We start from the raw sequence: 23487 nt of genomic DNA on the forward strand, positions 1-23487 counted from the left end.
AGGCCACAAATGATACCTTTCTAGAATCATTTGGTGTGGAATATTCAAATACCCCCTCACCAGGCAATTGCTGACTTTCTCAGGGTCAATACACAGGTGTATTTATGACGCTTTATGATATTAAACCGCGATTTCAGGCGTTACTGCGCCCGTGTTTGGTTTGGTTGCATTTGCGGGGAGTTACGGCAAATCAGGTTACGTTGTTTGCCCTGATAGCCTCATTAGTGGTTGGCAGCCTATTTATATTATTTCCCTCGCGGATGATGTTTGTCCTACTACCCGTGTTCCTATTTTTCCGAATGGCTTTGAATGCCATTGACGGTATGCTGGCGAGAGAGTTTAACCAACAGTCGCAATTAGGGGCTTTATTAAATGAGATTGGCGATATCATCTCAGATGCTGCGCTCTACCTACCATTTGCTTTATTACCCTATGCCCGCCCTGAATTAGTGATATTGGCGGTATTTCTGGCCCTGCTGAGTGAGTTTTGTGGTGTTATGGCCCAAACATTGGGCCGCCCCCGTGGATATCAGGGGCCAATGGGGAAAAGTGACCGTGCGCTGTTATTCGGTACTTATGGATTGGCAATTGCCCTTTGGCCTGAGGCCTTGGTGTATTCCGGGGGGATGTTTGCGGTGGTATCCGCATTACTGCTATGGACTTGTATCAACCGCTGCCGGGCAGCACTAAAGCCAGAGGCATAATATGAACTCGACTCTTGTTGTCAGTCTGTCCGTTATTTTTGCTTTATTAGCTGTAGCTAGCGTCACTATTTGGGTCTTGATCTTGCGCTACCCACAAAAGGACTGGCTGGAATTACGCCAGCGCATTACCAGCTGGTGGCTGATTATTATTGTTTTTTCTGTCGCCATGGTTAGTCCAAAATGGCTGTCACTGGTTATCTTCGGTTTTATTAGTTTTTTGGCATTAAAAGAGTTCTTAACACTTATTTCAACTCGCCGCTCTGACAATATTCCTTTGCTGTGGATGTATCTCGCTATCCCCATTCATTATTTATGGATTGGGATGGGGTGGTACGGCATGTTTGTTATTTTCATTCCGATTTATGCTTTCTTATTCTTGCCGGTACGCATGGTGATGATTGGTGACACCAAGGGCTTCTTGCACGCGGCATCTAATATGCACTGGGGGTTAATGACCACAGTATTTGCACTCAGTCATGTTGCATTCCTAATGGTATTACCCGGGGGTATTGGCGGGCAGGGCGCGCTGTTAGTGGTGTTCTTGGTGGCATTAACCGAACTGAACGATATTGCTCAATACTTATGGGGGAAATCGTTAGGCCGCATCAAGGTCACGCCGAAAGTCAGCCCGAATAAGACGCTAGCCGGTTTGCTGGGCGGAGTGGCAACTACCATGCTATTAGCGGGTATTCTGGGGCCATTATTAACACCGATGAACCTCGCATTTTCACTACTTGCCGGGCTACTGATTGGTTTAACCGGGTTCTGCGGCGATGTAGTGATGTCAGCGGTTAAGCGTGATCTTGGGGTGAAAGATTCCGGCAAATTATTACCCGGTCACGGTGGTATTCTCGACCGGCTGGACTCGCTTATCTATACCGCGCCGCTCTTCTTCCATTTTATTCGCTATTTTTATTATTGAGGGTTGGCCGTGAACCGACTATTGCGCTGGATTTTTACGCTGTGTGTGGCGTATCCGGTAGTGCTGGTATGGCTGGGGGTTTCTGTCTGGCAGCGAAAACAGCTGCCACTTAAAGGGCCGGCAATTGTGGTGGCGAACCATAATAGCCACTTAGATATATTGACGCTGTTTACCTTATTCCCCTTATCAACTTTGTCACAGGTTCATCCGGTCGCAGCCGCGGACTATTTTCTACGTAACCGCGCTATCGCCTGGTTCGCCACTAAGGTAATTGGCATTATTCCGGTCACCCGTGGTGGCGCAGGCAAGGGCAGTGACCCTCTGGCCGGTTGTATCGAAGCACTTTCTAATAACAAAATTGTGATTTTGTTTCCTGAGGGAACCCGCGGCGAGCCGGAAAAGTTCTCCGAATTTAAATCCGGTCTGTGGTATTTGAGCCGCCAATTTCCCAGCGCGCCGATTACTCCTGTATATATGCATGGGTTGGGACGAGCGATGGGGAAAGGGCAGCGCATTCCAGTGCCATTCTTTATTGATATCTATGTTGATAAACCTTTCTATTTTCATGACGACAAACAGACATTCCGAACTGAATTACAGCAACGCTTTATCGCCCTGCAACAGCTCGCTACAAGGAAAATGCCGTGACTCAAGGAAATCGTATTGCTCAGGAACAGACATTTACCACCAGTGACCATGTCGCGCTATTTTACCGCTGTTGGCCGGCGCAACATGGCCCAGCCAAACGGGTAATTGTGCTGTTTCATCGTGGTCATGAACATTCAGGGCGTTTGCAGCATATTGTTGATGAATTGATGCTGCCGGATGTGACATTTTATGCTTGGGATGCCCGAGGGCACGGTCAGTCGCCGGGGGATCGCGGCTATAGCCCAAGCCTGGCGCGTTCAGTACAAGATGTTGATGAGTTTGTCCGTTTTGCGGCTAGTGATAGCCATGTGCCGCTGCAAGATATTATGGTGGTGGCGCAGAGCGTAGGGGCGGTGTTGGTCTCAACGTGGGTGCATGATTATGCGCCAAAAATTCGTGGAATGATCCTGGCGTCGCCAGCATTTAAAGTCAAACTGTATGTGCCGTTTGCTCGCCCAGGGTTAACCTTGATGCACCGCTTACGTGGGCTGTTTTACGTTAAGTCCTATGTCAAAGGTAAATTCCTGACCCACGATGCACAGCGTGTTGCCAGTTTTGATAACGACCCACTGGTCAGCCGGCCCATCGCGGTCAATATTCTGTTAGATCTCTACCGTGCTGCCGACCGAATTGTGCAGGATGCAGCGGCCATTACCTTACCGACACAATTGCTCATTTCAGGTGACGATTTTGTGGTCCATCGCGCACCACAGCAAAAGTTCTACCAGCGGTTGAGTAGCCCGGTGAAAGAGCAGCATGTTTTGCCCGGTTTCTATCACGACACCTTGGGTGAAAAAGAGAGGCAACTGGCGTTTGATAAAATGCGCATTTTTATTGAGCGCCTGTATACCGAAGAACTGCCTTACCACAATTATCGCTATGAAGATCGCTGGAGCGCGAGCGCGGACAGCTATCGTGCACTGCAAGTGCCGCTAAAACCCTATTGCGCTGAAGGATTATACTATCGCGCATTGCGCTATGGCATGAAGACGTTGGGTAGCAGTGCCACTGGGGTACGTTTAGGATTCGAAACGGGTTTTGACTCTGGCAGCACGTTGGATTATGTCTATCGCAACCAGCCGGAGGGCAAGAACACGCTAGGAAAGTATATTGATCAGCAATATCTCAATAGCATTGGCTGGCGCGGTATTCGGATGCGTAAAGTCCATTTACAACAGACGATTCAAATGGCTCTGACGCAACTACGTGATAAAGGGATGCCACTGCGAATTGTCGATATCGCGGCTGGTCATGGCCGTTATGTACTGGATGCCCTGACCGAGCAACCTGATGTTGAGCAAATCCTGCTACGTGATTACAGCGAGCTGAATGTCGAAAAAGGGCAGGCAATGATTGCGCAGCGTAATCTGGCTGAGGTGGCCCGTTTCGAAAAAGGCGATGCCTTTGACCGGGACTCTCTGGCGAGTCTGACGCCCAATCCTACACTGGCGATTGTTTCTGGCTTGTATGAGCTATTTCCGCAAAACGAGAGGGTTGCGGCTTCATTGGCAGGGCTGGCCGCGGCGCTTCCACCCGGTGGCGTGCTGGTCTATACCGGGCAACCTTGGCATCCGCAACTTAAGATGATTGCCCGTGCATTGACCAGCCATCAGGGTGGTCAGCCGTGGGTGATGCGGGTGCGTAGTCAGGGCGAGATGGATGCTCTGGTCGAGCAGGCCGGTTTTGATAAATGCCATCAGTTGATTGATGAGTGGGGGATTTTTACCGTGTCGCTGGCGGTACGTCGTGCGAATAGCTGAGGCTGATAGCGTGGTAAGCCGCAGGCAGCTCTGGCGACGAGCGGTGCTGTGGCTATTGTTGCTGGCCCCGCTATTCTTTATCAGCTACGGCCAGACCAACCATTTCACTGCCAGCCGAGTTGGTGTGGGCAGTGTGGTATATGGCTGGGAACACCATATTCCTTTTTTGCCCTGGACGATAGTGCCCTATTGGAGCATTGATCTGCTCTATGGTTTGTCGCTCTTTATCTGCACTTCGTTACGAGAGCAAACCCGCCATGCATGGCGATTGGTTATGGCCTCGCTGGTGGCCTGCCTCGGTTTTCTATTATTCCCACTCAAATTCAGTTTTGTTCGTCCAGTCACTGATGGGCCATTTGGTTGGCTGTTCCAACAGTTGGAACTGTTTGATTTACCTTACAACCAAGCCCCTTCACTGCACATCATGCTGGCCTGGTTGCTATGGTTGCGCTTTTGGCCGCACTGCCAAGGAATATTGCGTTGGTTAATGAGTGGCTGGTTTGCATTGATTGCAATATCAGTTCTGACCACTTGGCAGCATCATGTGATTGATATTGTCACTGGGTTGGCGGCAGGTGTGGTTGTCAGCTATCTGATTCCAATCAATAGCCGTTGGTGCTGGCAGCGACCATGTCGTTCGGCCCTGAAACTGGCACTTTGGTATGGCGCTGCTGCTTTACTTGTCGGGAGTTTGGCTCTGTGGCTGGGAGGCGACTGGTCAATATTGGGGTGGCTGGCATTGGCCCTGCTTGCGGTGGCTGCGGGTTATAGCGGTTGGGGGGTGGCGGTATTCCAAAAGCAGGAGAATGGCCAGATTTCACCTTCAGCCCGCTTGCTGTTATGGCCTTACCGGCTGGGAGCGTGGATCTCGATGTATGGCTTCACCCGCCGATTGCCCCAAGCTGTAGAAGTAGCGGACGGCGTATTTATTGGCAGTTACCCAAGAATACAGCTAATGCAGGCCGGTGTGTTGGATGTCACCGCAGAATTTAACCGTAGCCGTTATAGTCGCCATAAAGCCTATATATGCTGCCCATTGATGGATTTAGTGGTACCCACTCAGCAACGATTGGTTCAGGCAGTTGCGAGCCTTGACCAACTTCATCAGCAACAGGGGACGGTGTTGGTTCATTGTGCACTCGGCATGTCGCGCAGTGCATTGGTGATTGCGGCCTGGTTATTGGATACACAACGGGTCGCGACTGTGCCGGCGGCGCTGGAGTTGCTGCAACAAGCTCGCCCCCAAGTGGTGCTGCAGCCGCAGCATTTACGCACGCTCGCGCTATGGCAAAAAAGGAAAATCGCATGCTAAATCATCCTATCGCAGGGCAGGTTTTGACCATTCATCTTGCCAGTTGGCGGTATCTGGCCGCCTTGACGCTGCCCCCCATCATCTTTGCCCTATGGGGAGCTGATAGTATCATTGCGGCACTATTATTGCTGCTTGCCGGTGTCAGCCATTATTATTGCTGGCGTTTATGGCTTGATGAGCGACTTTTTACTTTGCTGTATAGCAGTGAGCCGCAAACCGATGATTTTGATATGGCGTTACAGCAATTATGGGGTGGAAAACCAGAAAATGGGCGCTCTCTCGACTCGCGCTGGCGGGGATCCACTAAGCTATTGCATCGCGCGATGTGCAGCATTTTATTATTGTGGCTGGTGATGGTGAGCGCGCCGTTGATTGACCTGATTTGGACGAGCGGAGGCAACATCTAGCAGGCTTTGCAGCCTGCCGGTGCTTTATATTCAGATTGTGGGTTCCTGATTACCCAACGGTGTGACGACCAGTTCCACCTGTTGTTGCTGCAAGAGTGCTGCCATTTGCGAAGGCGGTGGCACATTAGTGAATAGCGCCGTCGCTTTGGCGACATTCCCAATTTCTACCGCGGCAGAGGCATGGAATTTGGTATGGTCGGCGGCCAGTAAAATATGGCGGGAATGCGCCATCATTGCTTTTACCACTGTGGCCTCATTCACATCAAATTCCAGCAGGCTGCCATCAGTATCAATGGCTCCCATGCTGGTAATCAGATAATCAGCACGAAATCCCTCAACAAAAGAAACCGCGCTGGGGCCAATGATGCCGCCATTATTGGGCCGTAATGTTCCTCCCGGCACCATCACTTCAAAATCGGTATTCTTATACAGGATATGCGCCACCCGTAGGCTGTTGGTGATAATTCGCAAGTGGCTGTGATTCATTAATGCACGGGCAATGTGTTCAACAGTGGTACCAATGGTGATAAACACCGTGGAACGGTCGGGAATATAATCAGCAATCGCCTCGGCAATGGCCATTTTCTCTTCTGTATATGAAAGCTCGCGCTGCTCAAAAGCGGTATTCACGACACTAGAAGCGCGCCCGGCACCACCGTGATGACGAGTAATTAGCCCTTGTTCACTAAGCTTGCGGATATCTCGGCGCACGGTTTGAGTCGAAACATCCAGCAATTGCGCTAATTCATCAATATTCATATAGCCACGATTGGCGATCAGCTGAATCAGTTGATCGTGACGTGGGTTTCCGGTCAGTTCGGTCAGACTCATGCTTAGCTCTCTCTCATTCATCATACTATTGTTTATTTTATACAAAATGCGTCAGGAAAGAGTCAGTTTGATCACAATCAGGTATACCGGCTCGCCCGCCTGGGCGGGTACACTTCAACGCCGCGACGGCATTAGCATAGCGCACTGCCAGCGCAATAGTGCTTTTTTGCCCCAGAGCCACCGCCAGAGCACCATGAAACACATCCCCCGCACCTGTGGTATCGACCACATCCACCTTAAAGCCAGGCTGATGTTGCTGTTGCCCGTCCTCTAACCAATAACAGCCTTTTTGACCGCGAGTGACATAGACATGTCCGTTTGTGTCATTTGCGGCTAATAACAGTGCTATATCAGTGTCATTTTCCCCCGTCATCCGCTGTAGCCCCGGTTCAGAAAATGCAGCATGGTCGGCCAGAGCCACTAATGGGCGGATATCTTGTGGCGTCACATCGGCATCAAGCAATGTTGTTACCCCAGCCTGGCGCGCCAGGGTAAATGCCGTCAGTACCCCTTGATGCCAGCGGACATCTGCCAGTACCACATCATAAAGGCTAAAGTCTATCTCCATTAACCACTGGGCATCGTCCGGCAAATCGGGGCTAGGGTGGTTGATGATAATGCGCTCACCCTGGCCGTCGACCAATATGGCCGATTGTGATGAGCGGGCATTAGCGTAACGGCGACTCAGTCTGGTGTTAACACCATAACTTTCCAGCTCTGCCAACAGAGCATTACCGGTGGCATCATCGCCAACCCGGCCAATAAAATCGACCTGCGCACCCAATCTGGCTGCGGCCACAGCTGCTGTTGCCGCTGGCCCTCCGCCGATCTCTCGATAGTCATGGGCCACATATTTCCCCCCGCCATCAGGCAGCGTTGCCAGGTAGTAGAGGCGGTCCTGCACCGTAATTCCGACACATGCAATCCGGGTCATGGTTCTGAGTTCCTTGTTTAGCCAAAAAAGGGCGGTTGATCACGATGTGACCATTTTAATTCGTTCAAATGTTAAAAGAGTGACGAATGTCAATTTTTTGACTATAAATTACAAATACGATCAAAAACAGACAAAACATTCCAATTCAGTAACGAAAAATGACATCGAGTGACAGGAGAGAGTAATGGCACAGGTAGCATTCATTGGGTTAGGGCAAATGGGAACTCCCATGGCACACAACCTGATTAAACAGGGGCATCAGTTGCATGTCTTCGATATTAGCCCCGCCGCTGTCGCGGAGTTAGTCGCTTTGGGGGCGACAGGCTGCCGCGATGCTGGGCAGGCGGCTGAGGGGGCAGAGTTCGTTATCACCATGCTGCCTAATGGGGATCTGGTGCGTGAGGTGCTATTCGGCGCTGATGGGGTATGCAGCGGTTTGTCGCCAGACGCACTCGTGATTGATATGTCCACCATCCACCCATTACAGACTGACCGTTTGGCGCAAGAGATGCAGGCCAAAGGGTTCAGCTTTATGGATGCGCCGGTGGGGCGAACTTCCGACCATGCACAGGCGGGAACCTTATTAATACTGGCGGGAGGAACGCAGCAACAGGTTGAGCGGGCCACACCATTGCTGATGGCGATGGGGTCTGAGCTGGTCAATGCGGGGGGGCCGGGAATGGGGATCCGCGTCAAGTTGATTAACAACTACATGAGTATTGCCCTCAATACGCTATCGGCAGAGGCTGCGGTGCTGTGTGAGGCTCTGGGGTTGTCTTTCGATATCGCACTGCAAGTGATGAGCGGTACACCCGCCGGTAAAGGGCACTTCACCACCACCTGGCCCAATAAAGTGCTCAAAGGCGATTTGACTCCGGCGTTCATGATTGATTTGGCACACAAAGACTTAGGCATTGCCCTGGATGTTGCTAACCAGTTGCACGTCACTATGCCAATGGGGGCGGCATCGCGCGAAGTATACAACCAGGCGCGGGCCAATGGGCGCGGGCGGCAGGATTGGAGTGCCATCTTGCAACAGGTTCGCAGTCAGTCTGGTTTGTAATTAACTAAATGATTTTTCATTGATTTATTATTCAAAAGCGGCTGAAAACAGCACGCAGAGGGAGAGAAAATGCCTTATGTATCCGGTAATACCTTAGTTCAACACGCTTGGCAGCATGGCTATGCCATAGGTGCCTTTAGTGCCCACAACGCTGAAACCATCCGCGCCATCTTGTTGGCGGCGCAAGCAGAGCAAGCCCCCATCATGCTGCAAATAGGGCAGAAAGTAATCAGCGTCATGGGGCTCAAACCGATGAAAGAGATGGTCGATGCCTTTATGCATGACATCACGGTGCCGGTCTGTATCCATCTGGATCACAGTCGCAGTTTTGAGCAAACCATGGCGGCGGTTCAGGTCGGTTTCCAGTCGGTGATGTTTGACGGCTCCCACCTTCCATTTGATGAAAATGTGCGAATTACACGCGCAGTTGCTGATGTTGCCCGTGCATTAAACATTGGTTCTGAAGGTGAGATTGGCAAAATTGGAGGGACTGAAGATGATATCTCCGTTGATGAAAAAGACGCATTAATTACCAGCTGTGATGAGGCACTGAAGTTTGCCGAACTGACGACAGTCGACTATCTGGCGGTATCGATTGGTACTGCGCACGGTCTCTACAAGCAAGAGCCGAAACTGGCATTTGAACGCTTACAGGAAATCCGCGAAATCGTTAAAAAACCTATCGTGCTGCATGGCGGCTCCGGTGTGCCAGACGAGCAAATTCGCCGTGCAATTACGTTGGGTGTGGCCAAGATTAATGTCGATACCGAACTGCGTCAGGCCTTTACCCAAGGGGTCAGCGAGGTGCTGAGTCAATCCCCTGATGAGTATGTTTTGGCTGTTTCTCTGGGCCACGGACGAGATGTTATGCAGCAAAAAGTGGTTGAAAAAATCCGTCTCTTTGGCAGCCAGGGTAAAGCCCGTGCATTCACAGGCTAACAGCCACACGAAATATGAGGTTGAGGTTATGACAACAATTCAGCGCCAACCCTTTGGCGAGCATCAGGGTCAGGCCGTGTCACTGTTCACACTGACGAACCGCAGTGGCATGAAGCTTTGTGTCACTGATTATGGCTGCATTATCACTCAGCTTTGGGTGCCGGATCGCCAGGGCGAACTGGAGGACGTGGTGATGGGGTTTGATGATTTGGCATCCTATCAAGCCGGTCACCCATTCTTTGGTGCTATTGCAGGCCGCTGCGCTAATCGTATTGCAGGTGGGCGCTTCAAAATCGATGGGCAAGAGTTTCTGCTGGCAACCAATGAACTGACTACCGGGCAGCATTTACATGGCGGTATTCGTGGGTTTGATAAATATGTTTGGCAGGCGCAGGAGGATGGCGATGGCATTATTTTTAGCCGCACGTCGCTTGATGGTGAAGAGGGATATCCGGGGAATTTGCAGGTACGTCACCGTATCGGCCTGACGGAAGATAACGTGATGACGTTCAGTTTTGAGGCTCAGACCGATAAACCGACGGTGGTCAATTTGGTTAACCACAGCCATTACAACTTACGCGGTCATACCCATCTGATTCATGACCAACAGCTGAAAATTGATGCTGACTTTATGACACCAGTGGATGAAACCAGCATGTTGCCGACTGGAGAGATAGTCCGGGTTGCCGGTACGGCATTCGATTTCCGCCATGCCCGCCGTTTGGGTGATGCCATGCTGGCGCGGCCAGCACAAGATTTCGATGTTAACTATGTCTTGAAAAAAAACCAGCCCCTACCAAAACACGACTTATCGATAAAACAGCGCGCCAACTTACAACCGGCAGCATTGATGATTTGTCCGCATTCTGGCCGGGTGATGGAGGTCCATACCACATTGCCGGGTATCCAGTTTTACAACGCTTTTAAGCTTTCCAATAAGGTATGGAATGGCAAGTCGGGGCATCGGTATCAGGCGTTTTCAGGGATATGTCTGGAGACGCAAGCCTTCCCAGACAGCATTCATCATGAGCACTTCCCTGATGTGGTGCTACGGCCTGGAGAACAATATTACAGCAGTACCGAACACCGCTTTAGTGTTGTCGCCTGAGCCGCGCCAACCCATAAATTATTAAATTCACTGGAAGCAATATGATGAATAAAAAAGCAAAAGTGGGCGTATTGGCCTTAGGCCGAAGTACTTTCGATGTGCCCTATGCACAAGAAATGTTGGCATTGGCGTGGAACACACTGTCCATGATGGACATTGAATTAATTGGCGCTGCGGAATTACAGTTTGATGCCGAGTCTGCGCTACAGGCCTTGCCAGCACTGAAGCAGGCTAATCTCGATTTGTTGCTGATTTTGCAAGTGACGTTTACCGATGCCTCGTTGACGTGCGAAGTGGTACGCGATTTCCCGGTTCCCACGGCGATGTGGTCTTTCCCGGAAGCCCGTACGGGAGGGCGTTTGCGGCTGAACTCTTTCTGCGGCGTGAATCTGGCTTGCCATGCATTGAGTCGGGAAAATATTAAAGTGCAAACGGTGCATGGCCTACCGGACGATGCCCGTGTGGTGGGTGAATTGCAACAATTAGCCCAAGCTGCCGCTATCGTTAACCGCTTTAAACGCGCCAAAGTGATGGTCATTGGCGAGCATCCACTGGGCTTTGATGCCTGCAATTATAACCAGCAACAACTGACACAACACTTTGGCGTAAGTGTTGATCGCCAACCAGTGTTGGCGTTTATTGATGAAGTAAAAGCGTTGCCGGACAGCGTGGCTGATGCCCCTTATCAGCGCCGCGCTAAAGACTTCCCCAATCTGGCAGACATGGACCAAACTGCTACCTGCAAAACGTTGAAGGTTTATTCAGCCTTACGTGAGAAAGCTCAGCGGGAAGGTTATAGCGGTATTGCAGTGCGCTGTTGGCCGGACTTTTTTACCGACTATGGTTGTGCTGCCTGTGGCGCGTTGGCATTGATGAACGAAGACAAAGTGCCCTGCGGCTGTGAGGCCGATATGTTCGGCGTGCTCTCCTCTTTAATGGCGCAATGGGCTTCAGGCAATGCAGCGTTCAATACCGATCTAGTGGATATCGATCCGCTAACCAATAGCGTGGTGTTCTGGCACTGCGGCCAGGCCCCGATTGAAATGGCTGACTACGATGGCCCGGTACAGGCGACCATCCACTCCAATCGCAAGTTACCTCTGTTGTCCGAATTTGCCCTCAAACCGGGCCGAATCACGCTATGCCGTATCACTCAGGGCGAGGGCAAGTTGCGCCTGATGCTGGCAGGCGGCGAGATGATCAAAGCGCCATTAGCCTTCTCCGGTACTGCCGGGACCGCCCGATTGGATATCGATGCTGACAGTTACCGCCAGCGGCTGCTGGATGCGGGGATGGAGCACCATACCTCGCTGGTGTACGGCGAGCATCGTCCCCTGTTACGTAAAGTGGCCCAGTTACTCAACCTTGAGGTTATCGAACTGACTTAATTGGGCGATTTTGCTAACCCACTATTCGGATAACAAGGTATCTGGTCAGTGCCGGATACCTTAACAAAATCAACAGTATCTATATCTTTTGGGGATTTTATTATGACTTATCAATCAGGCGGTCAGTTGGGTCTGGAATTAATCGAGCAGGGTGATGGTTTTACCCTCTCATTTCAACAGCGTCTGCTGCTTAAACATAGCCGGCAAGCACCTTGCTTATGGATTGGTCGCGGTAAAGCCGACATCGACATGTTCCGTGGCAATTTCAATATCAAAGATTGTTTAAGTGAAAAGCTGGCCCTGACCGATGCGGTAATTACTGCCAATGGGCAGGGATGGGATATTCACTTCAGCCGTGGTGAGGTGGCCCAAGCCCACTTGCATATTGCCATTGATGCCGCCGGGCGTCTGGAGATGACCCTGAACAATGGAGATAAAGACAATAACCGCATGTGGCTGCGATTAGCAGCACAAAGCCAAGACCATATTTACGGCTGCGGTGAGCAATTTTCTTATTTTGATTTGCGCGGCAAACCGTTCCCGCTGTGGACCAGTGAACAAGGCGTGGGGCGCAACAAACAAAGCTATGTTACCTGGCAGGCAGACTGCAAAGAAAATGCCGGTGGTGATTACTACTGGACTTTCTTCCCACAACCCACCTTTGTTAGCAGCCAAAAATATTATTGCCACATCGACAACAGTTGCTACATGAATTTCGATTTCTCGGCCCCGGATTACCATGAACTGGCGATTTGGCAAGATAGTGCAGTACTGCATTTTGAATGTGCGGACAGCTATATCGGCCTGTTAGAAAAACTGACCGCGCTGCTGGGCCGCCAGCCTGAGCTACCGGATTGGGTCTATGACGGGGTGATTCTGGGCATTCAGGGCGGCACTGAAGTGTGCCAGCAAAAGCTGGATGTGATGCGCGAACATGGTGTGAAGGTCAGTGGCATTTGGGCGCAAGACTGGGAAGGTCGTCGTATTACCTCGTTCGGCAAGCGCCTGATGTGGAACTGGCGTTGGGACAGCGAATTGTACCCGGAGCTGGATACCCGGATTCCACAATGGAAAAAAGAGGGAGTGCGCTTCCTCGGTTATATCAACCCCTATGTGGCGATTGAAAAAGAACTCTATGCCGAAGCTGCCGAACAAGGCTATCTCACCAAAGATTACAGCGGCAATGATTATCAGGTGGAATTTGGCGAATTCTATGCCGGGGTAGTTGATTTGACCAAACCTGCCGCCTACGACTGGTTCAAGGAGGTGATCAAGAAGAACCTGATTGAGTTCGGACTTGATGGTTGGATGGCAGATTTTGGCGAATATCTGCCCACCGATACCCTGCTGGACAATGGCATCGATGCCGAAATTATGCATAACGCCTGGCCTGCGCTGTGGGCTAAGTGTAATTACGATGCGCTGGTTGAAACCGGCAAGCTAGGTGAAATCCTGTTCTTTATGCGTGCGGGCTACACCGGTAGCCAGAAGTACTCGGTCATGATGTGGGCCGGTGATCAGAACGTTGACTGGAGCCTGGATGATGGGTTGGCATCGGTTATCCCTGCGGCCCTCTCTCTGGCAATGACAGGGCATGGCTTGCATCACAGTGATATCGGCGGCTACACCACACTGTTTGATATGAAGCGCAGTAAAGAGTTGCTAATGCGCTGGTGCGAATTCTGCGCCTTCACTCCAGTAATGCGTACCCACGAAGGTAACCGCCCGGATGATAACTGGCAGTTTGATCACGATGTTGAAACCATCCGCCAGTTTGCCCGTATGACCCACATTTTTGCTGCGTTGAAACCTTATATCAAGCAAGCGGTGGCCCTGAACTCACAGTCAGGTTTACCGGTGATGCGTCCACTCTTCCTGCATTACGAAGATGATGCTCATACCTACAGCCTGAAATATCAGTATCTGTTTGGCCGTGATCTGCTGGTAGCGCCGGTCTATGAGGAGGGCCGCAGTGACTGGACTTTATATCTGCCTCAAGACAGTTGGGTCAACTTGTGGACGGGTGAGCCACATTGCGGTGGGGCAGAAGTGACCGTCGCCGCACCTATGGGGCAGCCGCCGGTGTTTTACCGTGCGGGCAGTGAATGGGCCGAATTATTTGCATCATTACGGGCGTTATAACACAGGTAGGGGCCTGCCAGAGGCGGGCCTTTCAGGAGAGTCACCATGAGTGAAATACATCAAGACCCGGTCAAACTGATACTTCCGCTGCGCGAGAAATTCTCCTACGGAATTGGTGATGTGGGGTCCAACCTGCTGCTGTGCGTGGGTACATTATATTTACTGAAATTTTATACCGACGTACTGGAAATCCCCGCCGCTTGGGGTGGGCTAATTTTCCTTATTTCCCGCTTTTTCACCGCATTTACTGATATTGGGACTGGCGTGATGCTTGATAATCGCCGCAATATCGGGCCAAAAGGTAAGTTCCGCCCATTTATTTTGTATGCCTCTATGCCGGTGGCTCTTCTGGTGGTGGCTAACTTTATTGGCACACCATTTAGCGTTACGGGCAAGACGATTACAGCCACACTGATCTTTATGAGTTTTGGCTTGTTTTTCAGCATGATGAACTGCTCTTACGGTGCAATGGTGCCCGCGATGACCAAAAACCCGCAAGAGCGCGCTCAACTTGCTGCCTGGCGTCAAGGCGGGGCGACTGTGGGGTTATTGCTGTGTACGGTGGGGTTTGTACCGATTTTGTCGTTATTTGAAGGGCGGGCGCAAACCGGCTACCTGGTGGCTGCTGCCATCTTTGCCTTTGTGGGCATGTTATGTATGTGGTGGTGCTACTCCGGTGTGAAAGAGCGCTATGTTGAGTTACCCAAACCGGGGGCGGCCAAACCGGGATTATTGCAATCTTTTAAAGCGATTACCGGCAATAAGCCCTTGTTTGTTCTCTGTATTGCCAATCTGTGCACCTTGGCAGGCTTTAATATCAAACTGGCAATTCAGATTTATTACACTCAATACGTGCTTAATGATGTGACGTTGCTGTCCTACATGGGGTTCTTCAGCATGGGCTGTATTTTGCTGGGAGTCCTGTTAGTGCCAACAGTCGTGAAGCGCTTTGGTAAGAAAAACGTCTATTTGGGTGGGTTGAGCCTGTGGATTCTGGGCGATGCGATGAACTACATGTGGGGCAACACCTCGACGTTGTTTGTCTTGTTCTCTTGTCTGGCCTTCTTCGGTACGGCATTTGTTAACAGCCTGAACTGGGCTCTGGTTTCAGACACCGTGGAGTATGGCGAGTGGAAAACCGGTGTGCGCTCAGAGGGGACGGTATATACCGGTTTTACTTTCTTTCGCAAGATTTCCCAAGGGCTGGCTGGTTTCTTCCCCGGTGTCATGCTGGCTTATATCGGTTATGTGCCTAACGTGGTTCAAGGAGAAAGGACGCTGGAGGGCTTAAGCCAGCTTATCTTCTTGTATCCTTGTGGGTTGGCTATTCTGACCGCTCTGACCATGGGGCTGTTCTACCATCTGACCGAGAAGAACTACATCAAGATTGTGACTGAACTGGAGGCACGCAAATGCGATGTCAGCCCGGCAGTTTAGTGTTGCCGATAGTAATCAAATGAATTAACACCACCAAAACCCTACAACCCGCTTATGGCAGGCTCTGGTATACGAGATAGTCCACCGGAGGTAAGCGGGTTAAAAAAATAAAAAGGACCTGTCAGATGTCGAATTCAACTTACCAGGACGCCGTAACACTCAGGTTGCCGTTGCGGGAGAAAATAGCTTACGGAATGGGCGATTTTGGCTCCAACCTGATGTTGTGCATTGGGACCCTGTATTTACTGAAATTCTATACTGATATTCTGGGGATTCCGGCTATTTATGGTGGCGTCATCTTCTTGATAGCGAAGTTCTTCACCGCTTTTACCGATATGTTTACCGGCGTACTGTTAGATTCGCGCCGTCATATTGGTGCCAAAGGCAAATTTCGACCGTTTATTTTATATGCTTCACTGCCGGTGGCATTACTCGCGGTGGCAAATTTTCTCAACACCGGTTTTAGTCTGAATATCAAAACTGTACTGGCGACAGTATTGTTTATGCTATTTGGTTTATTCTACAGCTTGATGAATTGCTCTTACGGGGCAATGGTTCCGGCCATGACGAAAAACCCGAATGAGCGCGCCCATCTGGCCGCCTGGCGTCAAGGTGGGGCAACGGTCGGGTTATTATTGTGTACCGTAGCTTTTATGCCGATCCAACTACTTTTTACTTCCTCACCTGAAGTCGGTTATTTGGTCGCAGCGATAATATTTGTCACTTTCGGTTTAGTTTGTATGTGGTGGTGCTATTCCGGCGTCAAAGAACGTTATGTTGAACCGGTATCGGTACACCATAAACCTGGTATTTTTAAATCATTCTGCGCCATATTTAAGAATCCACCACTATTGGTACTCTGTATTGCCAATCTGTGTACGCTGGCGGCATTTAATATCAAACTGGCCATTCAAGTTTATTATACGCAATATGTACTGCAGGATATCCATTTACTGTCCTATATGGGCTTCTTCAGTATGGGATGTATTTTGATTGGCGTGCTGTTGGTCCCGACGGCAGTGAAGCATTTGGGTAAGAAAACGGTTTACCTCGGTGGTTTAATGCTATGGGTTTTGGGAGATGTGCTGAATTACGTCTGGGGTTCCAGCTCAGTAACATTCGTGGCCTTCTCCTGTATGGCTTTCTTTGGCACCGCCTTTGTCAATAGCCTGAATTGGGCATTAGTCTCCGACACCGTAGATTACGGGGAATGGAAAACCGGTATTCGCGCCGAAGGGTCGGTATATACCGGATATACATTCTCGCGAAAGATTTCAGCCGCGTTGGCCGGATTTCTACCGGGTATTATGTTAACTCAGATTGGGTATATTCCGAACGTGGCACAATCTGAATCGGTACTGGAGGGACTACGCCAACTGATTTTTATCTACCCTTGTACTTTGGCATTAATTGCTGCCATAACCATGGGGCTGTTTTATAAACTCAATGAGCAACGGTTTGTTAAAATCATTGCTGAATTGAATTTGCGTAAAATGGCCACAGCAGAGTAAGACAGTTTCTCCATTAAAGACTGACATGCTGTTATTTCGATTGTGTTATTTCTCTGCCATATATTTATGGCAGAGGCGTAGCCATGACAATTACTTGTCAATTTTCATGATGTAAGAAAAATAAAAAACCTTCATTTATTGTTCTCAATAGGGATTTGTCATGAATAAATATAATTCAATTGTCTTGATTACCTCATTAGTATGCTCTGCCAGCGCATTTGCCGGCAGAGCTTACCTTGAAACCCGGGAAGCATACAATACGGCATCTGAACAGCATGAAGTCATCCTGCGCGGCGGGTATAACTTTGATAATGGCTCCGGATTAATGTTAACCAATGCTTATAATGCAGGAAAGCTGGATCAGTTAAAACACAGTTATAATGAGCTGGAGGGCTGGTATCCGCTATTTAAACCTAGTGATAAATTTACTATTTCTCCCGGTGGACTGATTAATTCTAGCAGTGCGGGATCGGGTGGTTCTGGATATATAGATTTTAATTATAAATTCTTACCCATTTTTAATTTAACTGCCCGCTATCGGTATAACCACAATAATTATGAATCAAAAGATCTTAATGGTGATTATGCCCATAATGATACGCATGAATTTGCGACTTATTGGAATTTCAAGCTGACAGATGCCCTATCATATACTCTTGAACCTCACTATTTTGTCCGGGTCAATGATTTCCACGGCAAAAATGGCAAAAGCTCTCATTGGGAAGTCACCAACAAATTCAGTTATAAAATTGATACTCACTGGATGCCTTATTTTGAGTTGCAATGGCTTGATCGTTGGAATGAATACAACCGTGAGCAGTACCGTTTTCGCCTCGGGTTACGCTATACATTCTGATAGTTGACAACATCCATCGCCACCACAAAAAAAGAGACGGCACCATTAAGTGCCGTCTTATACGATTAATTCAGAGAACTGAAAAGGCTAGCGGTCTTTTTTCTTAGCAAAAATCTTCAGTAAGGCACCGACGGCACAGCCAATAACGACACCCAGAATAACCCATTCAGTAAATGACATAATCAAACCCTTTCATTTGTTTGGCCTGATTATATAAATTATTCTCGGCTTGTCCATGTCAGGCCATCTCCACTTTTATAGCTTCGCCAGCATTTCTCGGGTGACAAGGACAATGCCATTGTCTGAACGATAGAAACGGCGAGCATCGTCATCTGCATTTTCACCAATAATCATCCCCTCAGGAATGGTACTGGCACGATCAATTACGCAGCGTTTTAATCGACAAGAGCGACCGACATTGACGTCAGGCAACAATACGCAAGAATCGATATTACAGAATGAGTTAATGCGAACTCGGGAGAACAATACGGAGTTAACCACCACGGAACCGGAGATAAAGCAACCGCCGGAAACCAACGTATTCATGGTCATGCCATGACTACCAGAGCGGTCTTGGACAAATTTTGCCGGTGGTAGCGGCTCGGCATAGGTACGTATCGGCCAATGTGGGTCATACATATCGAGCTCAGGTGTGATGGCGGCCTGATCGAGGTTAGCCTGCCAATAGGCATCCAGTGTTCCAACATCGCGCCAATAATCCGGGGCATCTGGCGAGGTGGAAACACAAGATAGAGAGAATGGATGTGCCCAAACATGGCCCTGCTCGGTGATTTTCGGCAGAATATCTTTACCGAAATCATGGCTACTACTTTCGTCCGCATGATCGCTTTCAAGTAGGCCAAACAGGAACTCGGCGTTAAACACATAAATCCCCATACTGGCTAGACTACGGTCTGGCTTGCCCGGTAGTGTCGGTGGGTCTTCGGGTTTCTCCCAGAACATTTTTACTTGCAGGTCTTCGGATACTTCCATCACGCCGAAAGCGGCCGCTTCTTCCTTAGGAACTTCAATACAAGCTACGGTGCAGGCTGCGCCACTCTCTGCGTGGTCCAACAGCATGCGCGAATAATCCATTTTATAAATGTGGTCCCCGGCTAAAATCACGACATATTCGGCACGATAGCGGCGGATGATATCCAGATTCTGGAAAACTGCATCTGCAGTACCGGTATACCAGTGCTCTCGCCCTTGACGTTGTTGCGCCGGTAATAAATCAACAAACTCATTCATCTCTTCACTGAGAAATGACCAACCATGCTGGATATGTTGTACCAAAGTGTGGGACTGATACTGAGTTATCACACCGATACGACGAATGCCTGAATTTAGGCAGTTAGATAGTGCGAAGTCGATAATGCGGTATTTGCCACCGAAGTGAACTGCTGGTTTTGCTCGGACAGACGTTAGATCTTTAAGGCGTGAGCCGCGGCCACCTGCAAGAATCAGGGCTACAGCTTTATTGGGAAGTTGTCTGGCCGACATGACTCTGTCGATATCGCCTGCTTTCCGCATGTCAGACTCCTTAATATTTGTCTATTGGATTATGGGTTATTTCCATCAACCCTACGGCGCTCGCTATTGATAGGATAGTAGGTCTGTCTGGTTTCTCCTTAAGTATAAACGTTGTTAATTACATAATCGGTTAATTACGGTTCTAACAATGAGAAGCGAATCAAGTTTAGCGCGTCTCAGTACAAAATTTTTTCATGTTAGCCCTTCATCCATTATGGGTATGCATGTTAGTTCCTTAAGTACATGGTGAGGCGAGTTATCATCGACCATACTCGGTAGGGCAAAAAAATTCGTAGTTTTAATAAGGATATAAAATTATGACAGTAGCAAAAAATCGTCTGCGGTTAGTCGCACTAACCTTGATACTGAGTAGTTTTACTATCAGTGCTACGCCGGTTGTCGCACAACCTGGTGGTTACACTTTGGAACGCGTGGTTATTTTGAGTCGCCATGGTGTTCGTTCACCGATAAAACAAACACAGCTAATGAATGATGTAACACCTGACAAGTGGCCGCAGTGGCCTGTAAAAGCAGGATATTTAACTCCCAGAGGAGCGCAATTAGTGACGTTGATGGGCGGATTCTATGGCGATTACTTCCGTAGTCAGGGGTTATTGCCTGCGGGGTGCCCGGCAGAAGGTGAGATTTATGCACAAGCAGATATTGATCAACGCACCCGATTAACCGGGCAGGCATTCCTCGACGGCGTCGCCCCGACTTGCGGTTTGAAAGTACATTATCAGGCTGACTTGAAAAAAATTGACCCACTATTTCACCCGGTTGAGGCGGGTATCTGCAAGTTAGACTTGGCACAAACCCGTAAGGCAGTTGAGGAGCGGTTGGGGGGGCCATTAAGCACATTGAGCCAGCGCTATGCCAAATCGTTTGCTCAGATGAGCGAGGTGCTAAATTTTGCCGCATCACCTTATTGTCAGTCGTTACAGCAAAACGGAAAAACGTGTGATTTTGCCACTTTTGCCACCAATGAAATTGAGATGAATAACGAAGGAACTAAAGTCTCATTAAATGGGCCACTGGCACTGTCATCCACATTAGGTGAAGTTTTCCTGCTACAGAATTCACAAGCTATGCCTGATGTTGCCTGGCATCGGCTCAGTGGGATTGAAAATTGGTTTTCTCTATTATCACTACACAATGTGCAGTTTGATTTGATGGCTAAAACACCCTATATCGCCCGCTCTAAAGGCACTGCGTTGTTACAGCAGATTGACACCGCGTTAGTGCTTCACCGCGATGGACAGGGGCAAAAACTCCCCTTATCACCACAAACTAAAGTACTTTTTCTCGGTGGGCATGATAGTAACATCGCCAATATTGCAGGTATGCTGGGGGCTAATTGGCAACTGCCACAACAACCGGATAATACGCCGCCAGGAGGGGGATTAGTATTTGAGCTTTGGCAGAACCCTAAGAACCATCAACGCTATGTGGCGGTGAAAATGTTTTATCAAACCATGGATCAGTTAAGAAATGCCGATAAATTAGATCTAAAAAATAATCCTGCCGGTATTGTTTCTGTAGCAATAGATGGATGTGAAAATAACGGTGATAACAAACTTTGTCAGCTTGACACTTTCCAACAGAAAGTGGCTCAAGTGATTGAGCCAGCTTGCCATATTTAAACCACACTTATCCGGCGGTTAATAACACCCGCCGGATAAGTGTGTTATTCTTGATTGTAAATTGATATTGTCATTATCATAATTACATTTTGCTATTAAATGGTTTTTTGATAATCACTGTTGTTATATAAATGACAATGACCGGAGCAACCGTCTAAATAGGGGGTGGCTCCGGTATAATAAGTATCGATACTAATAAATTGAGTTTCTAGCCTACCAATATTCTATGTGGAGAAGATGACTAGCCTAGCCTGACTAAATCGAAAGGCACATAGCGCTCACCGGTTTGCTGTAACTCAACAACTGGCTCACGCTCAGCTTGTACAGGTGCCAGACCTTCTGCATGGATAGCCTTCGCTACGTCGATCTCCCCGGTTTGCGCGACCATGACACGTTTGCCTGGGATAATTTGGTTTCTGTTTCTGTCATAGACTTTAACCATATTAACCTCCAATAGTTATCCGATAAGGTTTAACAACTATCGAGTGCAGCATTCGCACCTAATATCAAACCACTATCTAAGATATATACCTATAGCCAAAACAAAGATGAATAGCTAAATAACTGCCACACATAGGCTACGCTCGATGAGGTCAATTTCTTTGCCTCAGGTCAAACTATTATTGGGTTGGCTTACATTGCGGGGGAATGATATTAATTTTCGCGTCAGTGATCAAGTCGGATAAACACATTTTTATGCTTAATTTATCGTAAATATAATGTAGCCTATTGCTGTGATAAATCCGCCTTATCAGCTGATTTATCGCTGTCAGTGGCTCTAGTGAGCCACAAGTTATATCAGCTTTTTCTGGGTCAATGACTCCAGTATTTTTAACGGGGATTGCTGAGGGTGCTTCATTCCGTCCACTGGCAGTAGGAAGGTCTGCTCCAACATATATTGCCCACCCATTGCCGCATGGGGGGGTTGATCTGAAAAACAGATCCAACTGCTGCCCGAAGGGAAGTCAATGGCTTGTTGTTGACCATTCTTTTGATAATCCAAATCTGATTTCATCTTATCATGCAACTGCAGCATCAAATGATCGTAATGGCTGCGGCGGCGCTTGGTAATACCAACCTTATGTTGCAGCCAACTGCTAATAGGAGAATAGCTATCGAGCTGTGGCAAATAGCGGCTGGCAAGTTGTGTAAAATCTTCACCGACTCGCCATGATCGCGGTTCGCCATGAGGGTTGATATTGGTAAAAATTCGGATGATACGCTCGCCATAATTTGGCCGCGAAGGAAAAGCGTCAATATGTAAGCGGCTATCATCTTTACGCCACGATGTTTTCTCGCGCCAGGCGGTTACTGGATGTAGACGCAGACTGTTGGTTGGGTTGCGCAGGGCGGTAGTATATTCAGGCAATAATTGATTCACCAGACTGAGGCAACTCTGGTAGTAACGCTCAAGTAACTGGCGAGTTAATGCCGCTTTACTTGCATCAGTAACCCCGGTAAGTGTGCCTTCTTGTGGTTTAAAGCTGATATTTTTGCGTTTAACATCAACCAATGCAGGGTCGAGCAGTTGTTTTTCCTGCTCACTTAACTCAAAGGCCAGATGTGGTAAAAATAGCACTTTACCTTGCTCCAGCGCTTCGATGGCGCTGGTGCTTCCCGTGTTACTTTGATCCCAACTACTGTAGGGGAGCGTAAGAATCGATGAATCTAACGCATGACTTTGATTATAATCGTTCATCAACTATCCGCTTCTAGATATTAACTTTGTGGATCATAACTTTTTATTATAGGTAATGTGAGGTCTATAGCACAGATTTTAGATTTTGTTTGTCTTGGTTATCTGCACTAACGGCGGTAGCCGTCGCATAATAGGGGAGGATTTTACAATTGAAGTCTGGATTTCTGCATGCTCTGACCAGCGATCAATGATGGTATCCAATTGATCCATAGAGTGAATGTATAAACGGCTAACAAAACAGTCGTCACCAGCAACTTTATCACATTCAACACATTCCAACGTTTCCTTCATCATCTCCTCAGTGATTCTCAGCATTCCTGCCAAAGGCTTCACACGTACAATAGCTTGTAAACCATAGCCAAAGGCCCGTTGGTCTAAATCTAAGGTATAACTACGGATGATATTACGTTCTTCAAGGCGTCGTAGACGCTCGGATGTGCTGGGGGAGGAGAGGTTGACTTGCTGAGACAGGTCTTTCAGGGATATCCGTGCGTTCTCTGCTAAAATTGCAATCAATTGTTCATCAATTTTGTCCACGCCTGTCGCCTCTTATCATTAGATACAATAGCGTTATTATAGGCATCATTTTGATTTATTAACGATATTTACCTAGCAAAAAGAATCTATCAGCTCAATAAAAGATCAGTTTT

General features: G+C 48.6%; 21 protein-coding genes. 15 read left to right on the plus strand and 6 right to left on the minus strand.

Annotated elements, in window-relative coordinates; genetic code table 11:
* Window positions 1-104 precede the first annotated feature (104 nt).
* From DJ58_RS01060 to DJ58_RS01035, 6 genes are read left to right on the plus strand one after another with little or no spacing between them, the layout of a single operon-like run.
* Window positions 105-704, plus strand: a complete 600-nt coding sequence (locus tag DJ58_RS01060) for a CDP-alcohol phosphatidyltransferase family protein (RefSeq protein ID WP_004708058.1) — start codon at window positions 105-107, stop codon at window positions 702-704.
* 1 nt (window position 705) lies between these two features.
* Window positions 706-1626 carry a phosphatidate cytidylyltransferase gene (locus DJ58_RS01055; RefSeq protein WP_004708060.1) on the plus strand — a complete coding sequence of 307 codons (921 nt, stop codon included), beginning with the start codon at window positions 706-708 and terminating at the stop codon, window positions 1624-1626.
* A gap of 9 nt (window positions 1627-1635) precedes the next feature.
* A complete protein-coding gene (locus DJ58_RS01050) occupies window positions 1636-2274 on the plus strand; it encodes a lysophospholipid acyltransferase family protein (protein ID WP_004708062.1) in 639 nt (212 codons plus the stop codon).
* A complete protein-coding gene (locus DJ58_RS01045) occupies window positions 2271-4034 on the plus strand; it encodes a bifunctional alpha/beta hydrolase/class I SAM-dependent methyltransferase (protein WP_032910759.1) in 1764 nt (587 codons plus the stop codon). Before DJ58_RS01050 ends, DJ58_RS01045 begins: the two co-directional genes overlap by 4 nt.
* Complete coding sequence (locus DJ58_RS01040; RefSeq protein WP_226977671.1) at window positions 4027-5346, plus strand: phosphatase PAP2/dual specificity phosphatase family protein; 1320 nt, start codon at window positions 4027-4029, stop codon at window positions 5344-5346. The genes DJ58_RS01045 and DJ58_RS01040 overlap by 8 nt, the downstream gene beginning before the upstream one ends.
* On the plus strand, window positions 5340-5753 hold the full coding sequence (locus DJ58_RS01035; RefSeq protein WP_071985024.1) for a hypothetical protein: 414 nt from the start codon (window positions 5340-5342) through the stop codon (window positions 5751-5753). The genes DJ58_RS01040 and DJ58_RS01035 overlap by 7 nt, the downstream gene beginning before the upstream one ends.
* 30 nt (window positions 5754-5783) lie before the next feature.
* On the opposite strand, the gene DJ58_RS01030 is transcribed toward DJ58_RS01035, so the two are convergent.
* Together DJ58_RS01030 and DJ58_RS01025 are read right to left on the minus strand one after the other, a co-directional pair.
* The gene (locus DJ58_RS01030) at window positions 5784-6584 is read right to left on the minus strand and encodes a DeoR/GlpR family DNA-binding transcription regulator (protein ID WP_032910760.1); all 801 of its coding nucleotides are present in this window, start codon (window positions 6582-6584) and stop codon (window positions 5784-5786) included.
* A 37-nt stretch (window positions 6585-6621) separates the two neighbouring features.
* Window positions 6622-7518: a sugar kinase gene (locus tag DJ58_RS01025; RefSeq protein WP_032910761.1), complete on the minus strand. Its 897-nt coding sequence runs from the start codon at window positions 7516-7518 to the stop codon at window positions 6622-6624.
* 184 nt (window positions 7519-7702) lie between these two features.
* Between DJ58_RS01025 and yihU the strand changes: the two genes are divergently transcribed.
* The 8 genes from yihU to ompL all read left to right on the plus strand — a co-directional run bounded on the left by yihU (window position 7703) and on the right by ompL (window position 17962).
* Window positions 7703-8581 (plus strand): sulfolactaldehyde 3-reductase, encoded by an 879-nt coding sequence (yihU, locus tag DJ58_RS01020; protein WP_032910762.1) that lies wholly within the window; start codon window positions 7703-7705, stop codon window positions 8579-8581.
* 69 nt (window positions 8582-8650) lie between these two features.
* Window positions 8651-9520: a class II fructose-bisphosphate aldolase gene (locus DJ58_RS01015; RefSeq protein WP_004708076.1), complete on the plus strand. Its 870-nt coding sequence runs from the start codon at window positions 8651-8653 to the stop codon at window positions 9518-9520.
* A 28-nt stretch (window positions 9521-9548) separates the two neighbouring features.
* Window positions 9549-10628, plus strand: coding sequence for an aldose epimerase family protein (locus DJ58_RS01010; protein WP_004708078.1), 1080 nt, complete (start codon window positions 9549-9551; stop codon window positions 10626-10628).
* A gap of 41 nt (window positions 10629-10669) precedes the next feature.
* Window positions 10670-12016, plus strand: coding sequence for an L-fucose/L-arabinose isomerase family protein (locus DJ58_RS01005; RefSeq protein ID WP_004708080.1), 1347 nt, complete (start codon window positions 10670-10672; stop codon window positions 12014-12016).
* A 102-nt stretch (window positions 12017-12118) separates the two neighbouring features.
* On the plus strand, window positions 12119-14158 hold the full coding sequence (locus DJ58_RS01000) for an alpha-glucosidase (RefSeq protein ID WP_004708081.1): 2040 nt from the start codon (window positions 12119-12121) through the stop codon (window positions 14156-14158).
* A gap of 45 nt (window positions 14159-14203) precedes the next feature.
* Complete coding sequence (locus tag DJ58_RS00995; protein ID WP_004708083.1) at window positions 14204-15595, plus strand: MFS transporter; 1392 nt, start codon at window positions 14204-14206, stop codon at window positions 15593-15595.
* 125 nt (window positions 15596-15720) lie between these two features.
* Complete coding sequence (locus tag DJ58_RS00990) at window positions 15721-17106, plus strand: MFS transporter (RefSeq protein WP_032910763.1); 1386 nt, start codon at window positions 15721-15723, stop codon at window positions 17104-17106.
* A 160-nt stretch (window positions 17107-17266) separates the two neighbouring features.
* Entirely contained in the window at window positions 17267-17962 is a 696-nt protein-coding gene (gene ompL / locus DJ58_RS00985; protein ID WP_004708086.1) for a porin OmpL, read from the plus strand.
* A 255-nt stretch (window positions 17963-18217) separates the two neighbouring features.
* Here the strand turns inward: ompL and glgC are convergent, their stop codons facing one another.
* Window positions 18218-19495: a glucose-1-phosphate adenylyltransferase gene (gene glgC, locus DJ58_RS00980; protein ID WP_004708089.1), complete on the minus strand. Its 1278-nt coding sequence runs from the start codon at window positions 19493-19495 to the stop codon at window positions 18218-18220.
* 317 nt (window positions 19496-19812) lie between these two features.
* Between glgC and DJ58_RS00975 the strand changes: the two genes are divergently transcribed.
* Window positions 19813-21138, plus strand: coding sequence for an AppA family phytase/histidine-type acid phosphatase (locus DJ58_RS00975; RefSeq protein ID WP_004708091.1), 1326 nt, complete (start codon window positions 19813-19815; stop codon window positions 21136-21138).
* 241 nt (window positions 21139-21379) lie between these two features.
* Here the strand turns inward: DJ58_RS00975 and ydfZ are convergent, their stop codons facing one another.
* The 3 genes from ydfZ to DJ58_RS00960 form a co-directional block, all read right to left on the minus strand.
* Window positions 21380-21580, minus strand: a complete 201-nt coding sequence (gene ydfZ / locus DJ58_RS00970; RefSeq protein ID WP_032910764.1) for a putative selenium delivery protein YdfZ — start codon at window positions 21578-21580, stop codon at window positions 21380-21382.
* Window positions 21581-21931: 351 nt separating this feature from the next.
* Window positions 21932-22837, minus strand: a complete 906-nt coding sequence (gene kdoO / locus DJ58_RS00965; protein WP_004708095.1) for a Kdo hydroxylase KdoO — start codon at window positions 22835-22837, stop codon at window positions 21932-21934.
* A 78-nt stretch (window positions 22838-22915) separates the two neighbouring features.
* Window positions 22916-23374, minus strand: a complete 459-nt coding sequence (locus DJ58_RS00960) for an Lrp/AsnC family transcriptional regulator (protein ID WP_004708096.1) — start codon at window positions 23372-23374, stop codon at window positions 22916-22918.
* Window positions 23375-23487 lie beyond the last annotated feature (113 nt).

The sequence above is a fragment of the Yersinia frederiksenii ATCC 33641 genome (genome assembly GCF_000754805.1).
Classification (GTDB): Bacteria; Pseudomonadota; Gammaproteobacteria; order Enterobacterales; family Enterobacteriaceae; genus Yersinia; species Yersinia frederiksenii.

Excerpts from the sequence above, each read along its gene's own strand:
- DJ58_RS01060 (WP_004708058.1), top strand. The coding sequence starts at position 105 with ATGACGCTTTATGATATTAAACCGCGATTTCAGGCGTTACTGCGCCCG.
- DJ58_RS01055 (WP_004708060.1), top strand. The coding sequence starts at position 706 with ATGAACTCGACTCTTGTTGTCAGTCTGTCCGTTATTTTTGCTTTATTA.
- DJ58_RS01035 (WP_071985024.1), top strand. The coding sequence starts at position 5,340 with ATGCTAAATCATCCTATCGCAGGGCAGGTTTTGACCATTCATCTTGCC.
- DJ58_RS01030 (WP_032910760.1), bottom strand. The coding sequence starts at position 6,584 with ATGAGTCTGACCGAACTGACCGGAAACCCACGTCACGATCAACTGATT.
- DJ58_RS01025 (WP_032910761.1), bottom strand. The coding sequence starts at position 7,518 with ATGACCCGGATTGCATGTGTCGGAATTACGGTGCAGGACCGCCTCTAC.
- yihU (WP_032910762.1), top strand. The coding sequence starts at position 7,703 with ATGGCACAGGTAGCATTCATTGGGTTAGGGCAAATGGGAACTCCCATG.
- DJ58_RS01015 (WP_004708076.1), top strand. The coding sequence starts at position 8,651 with ATGCCTTATGTATCCGGTAATACCTTAGTTCAACACGCTTGGCAGCAT.
- DJ58_RS01010 (WP_004708078.1), top strand. The coding sequence starts at position 9,549 with ATGACAACAATTCAGCGCCAACCCTTTGGCGAGCATCAGGGTCAGGCC.
- DJ58_RS01005 (WP_004708080.1), top strand. The coding sequence starts at position 10,670 with ATGATGAATAAAAAAGCAAAAGTGGGCGTATTGGCCTTAGGCCGAAGT.
- DJ58_RS01000 (WP_004708081.1), top strand. The coding sequence starts at position 12,119 with ATGACTTATCAATCAGGCGGTCAGTTGGGTCTGGAATTAATCGAGCAG.
- DJ58_RS00995 (WP_004708083.1), top strand. The coding sequence starts at position 14,204 with ATGAGTGAAATACATCAAGACCCGGTCAAACTGATACTTCCGCTGCGC.
- DJ58_RS00990 (WP_032910763.1), top strand. The coding sequence starts at position 15,721 with ATGTCGAATTCAACTTACCAGGACGCCGTAACACTCAGGTTGCCGTTG.
- ompL (WP_004708086.1), top strand. The coding sequence starts at position 17,267 with ATGAATAAATATAATTCAATTGTCTTGATTACCTCATTAGTATGCTCT.
- glgC (WP_004708089.1), bottom strand. The coding sequence starts at position 19,495 with ATGCGGAAAGCAGGCGATATCGACAGAGTCATGTCGGCCAGACAACTT.
- DJ58_RS00975 (WP_004708091.1), top strand. The coding sequence starts at position 19,813 with ATGACAGTAGCAAAAAATCGTCTGCGGTTAGTCGCACTAACCTTGATA.
- ydfZ (WP_032910764.1), bottom strand. The coding sequence starts at position 21,580 with ATGGTTAAAGTCTATGACAGAAACAGAAACCAAATTATCCCAGGCAAA.
- kdoO (WP_004708095.1), bottom strand. The coding sequence starts at position 22,837 with ATGAACGATTATAATCAAAGTCATGCGTTAGATTCATCGATTCTTACG.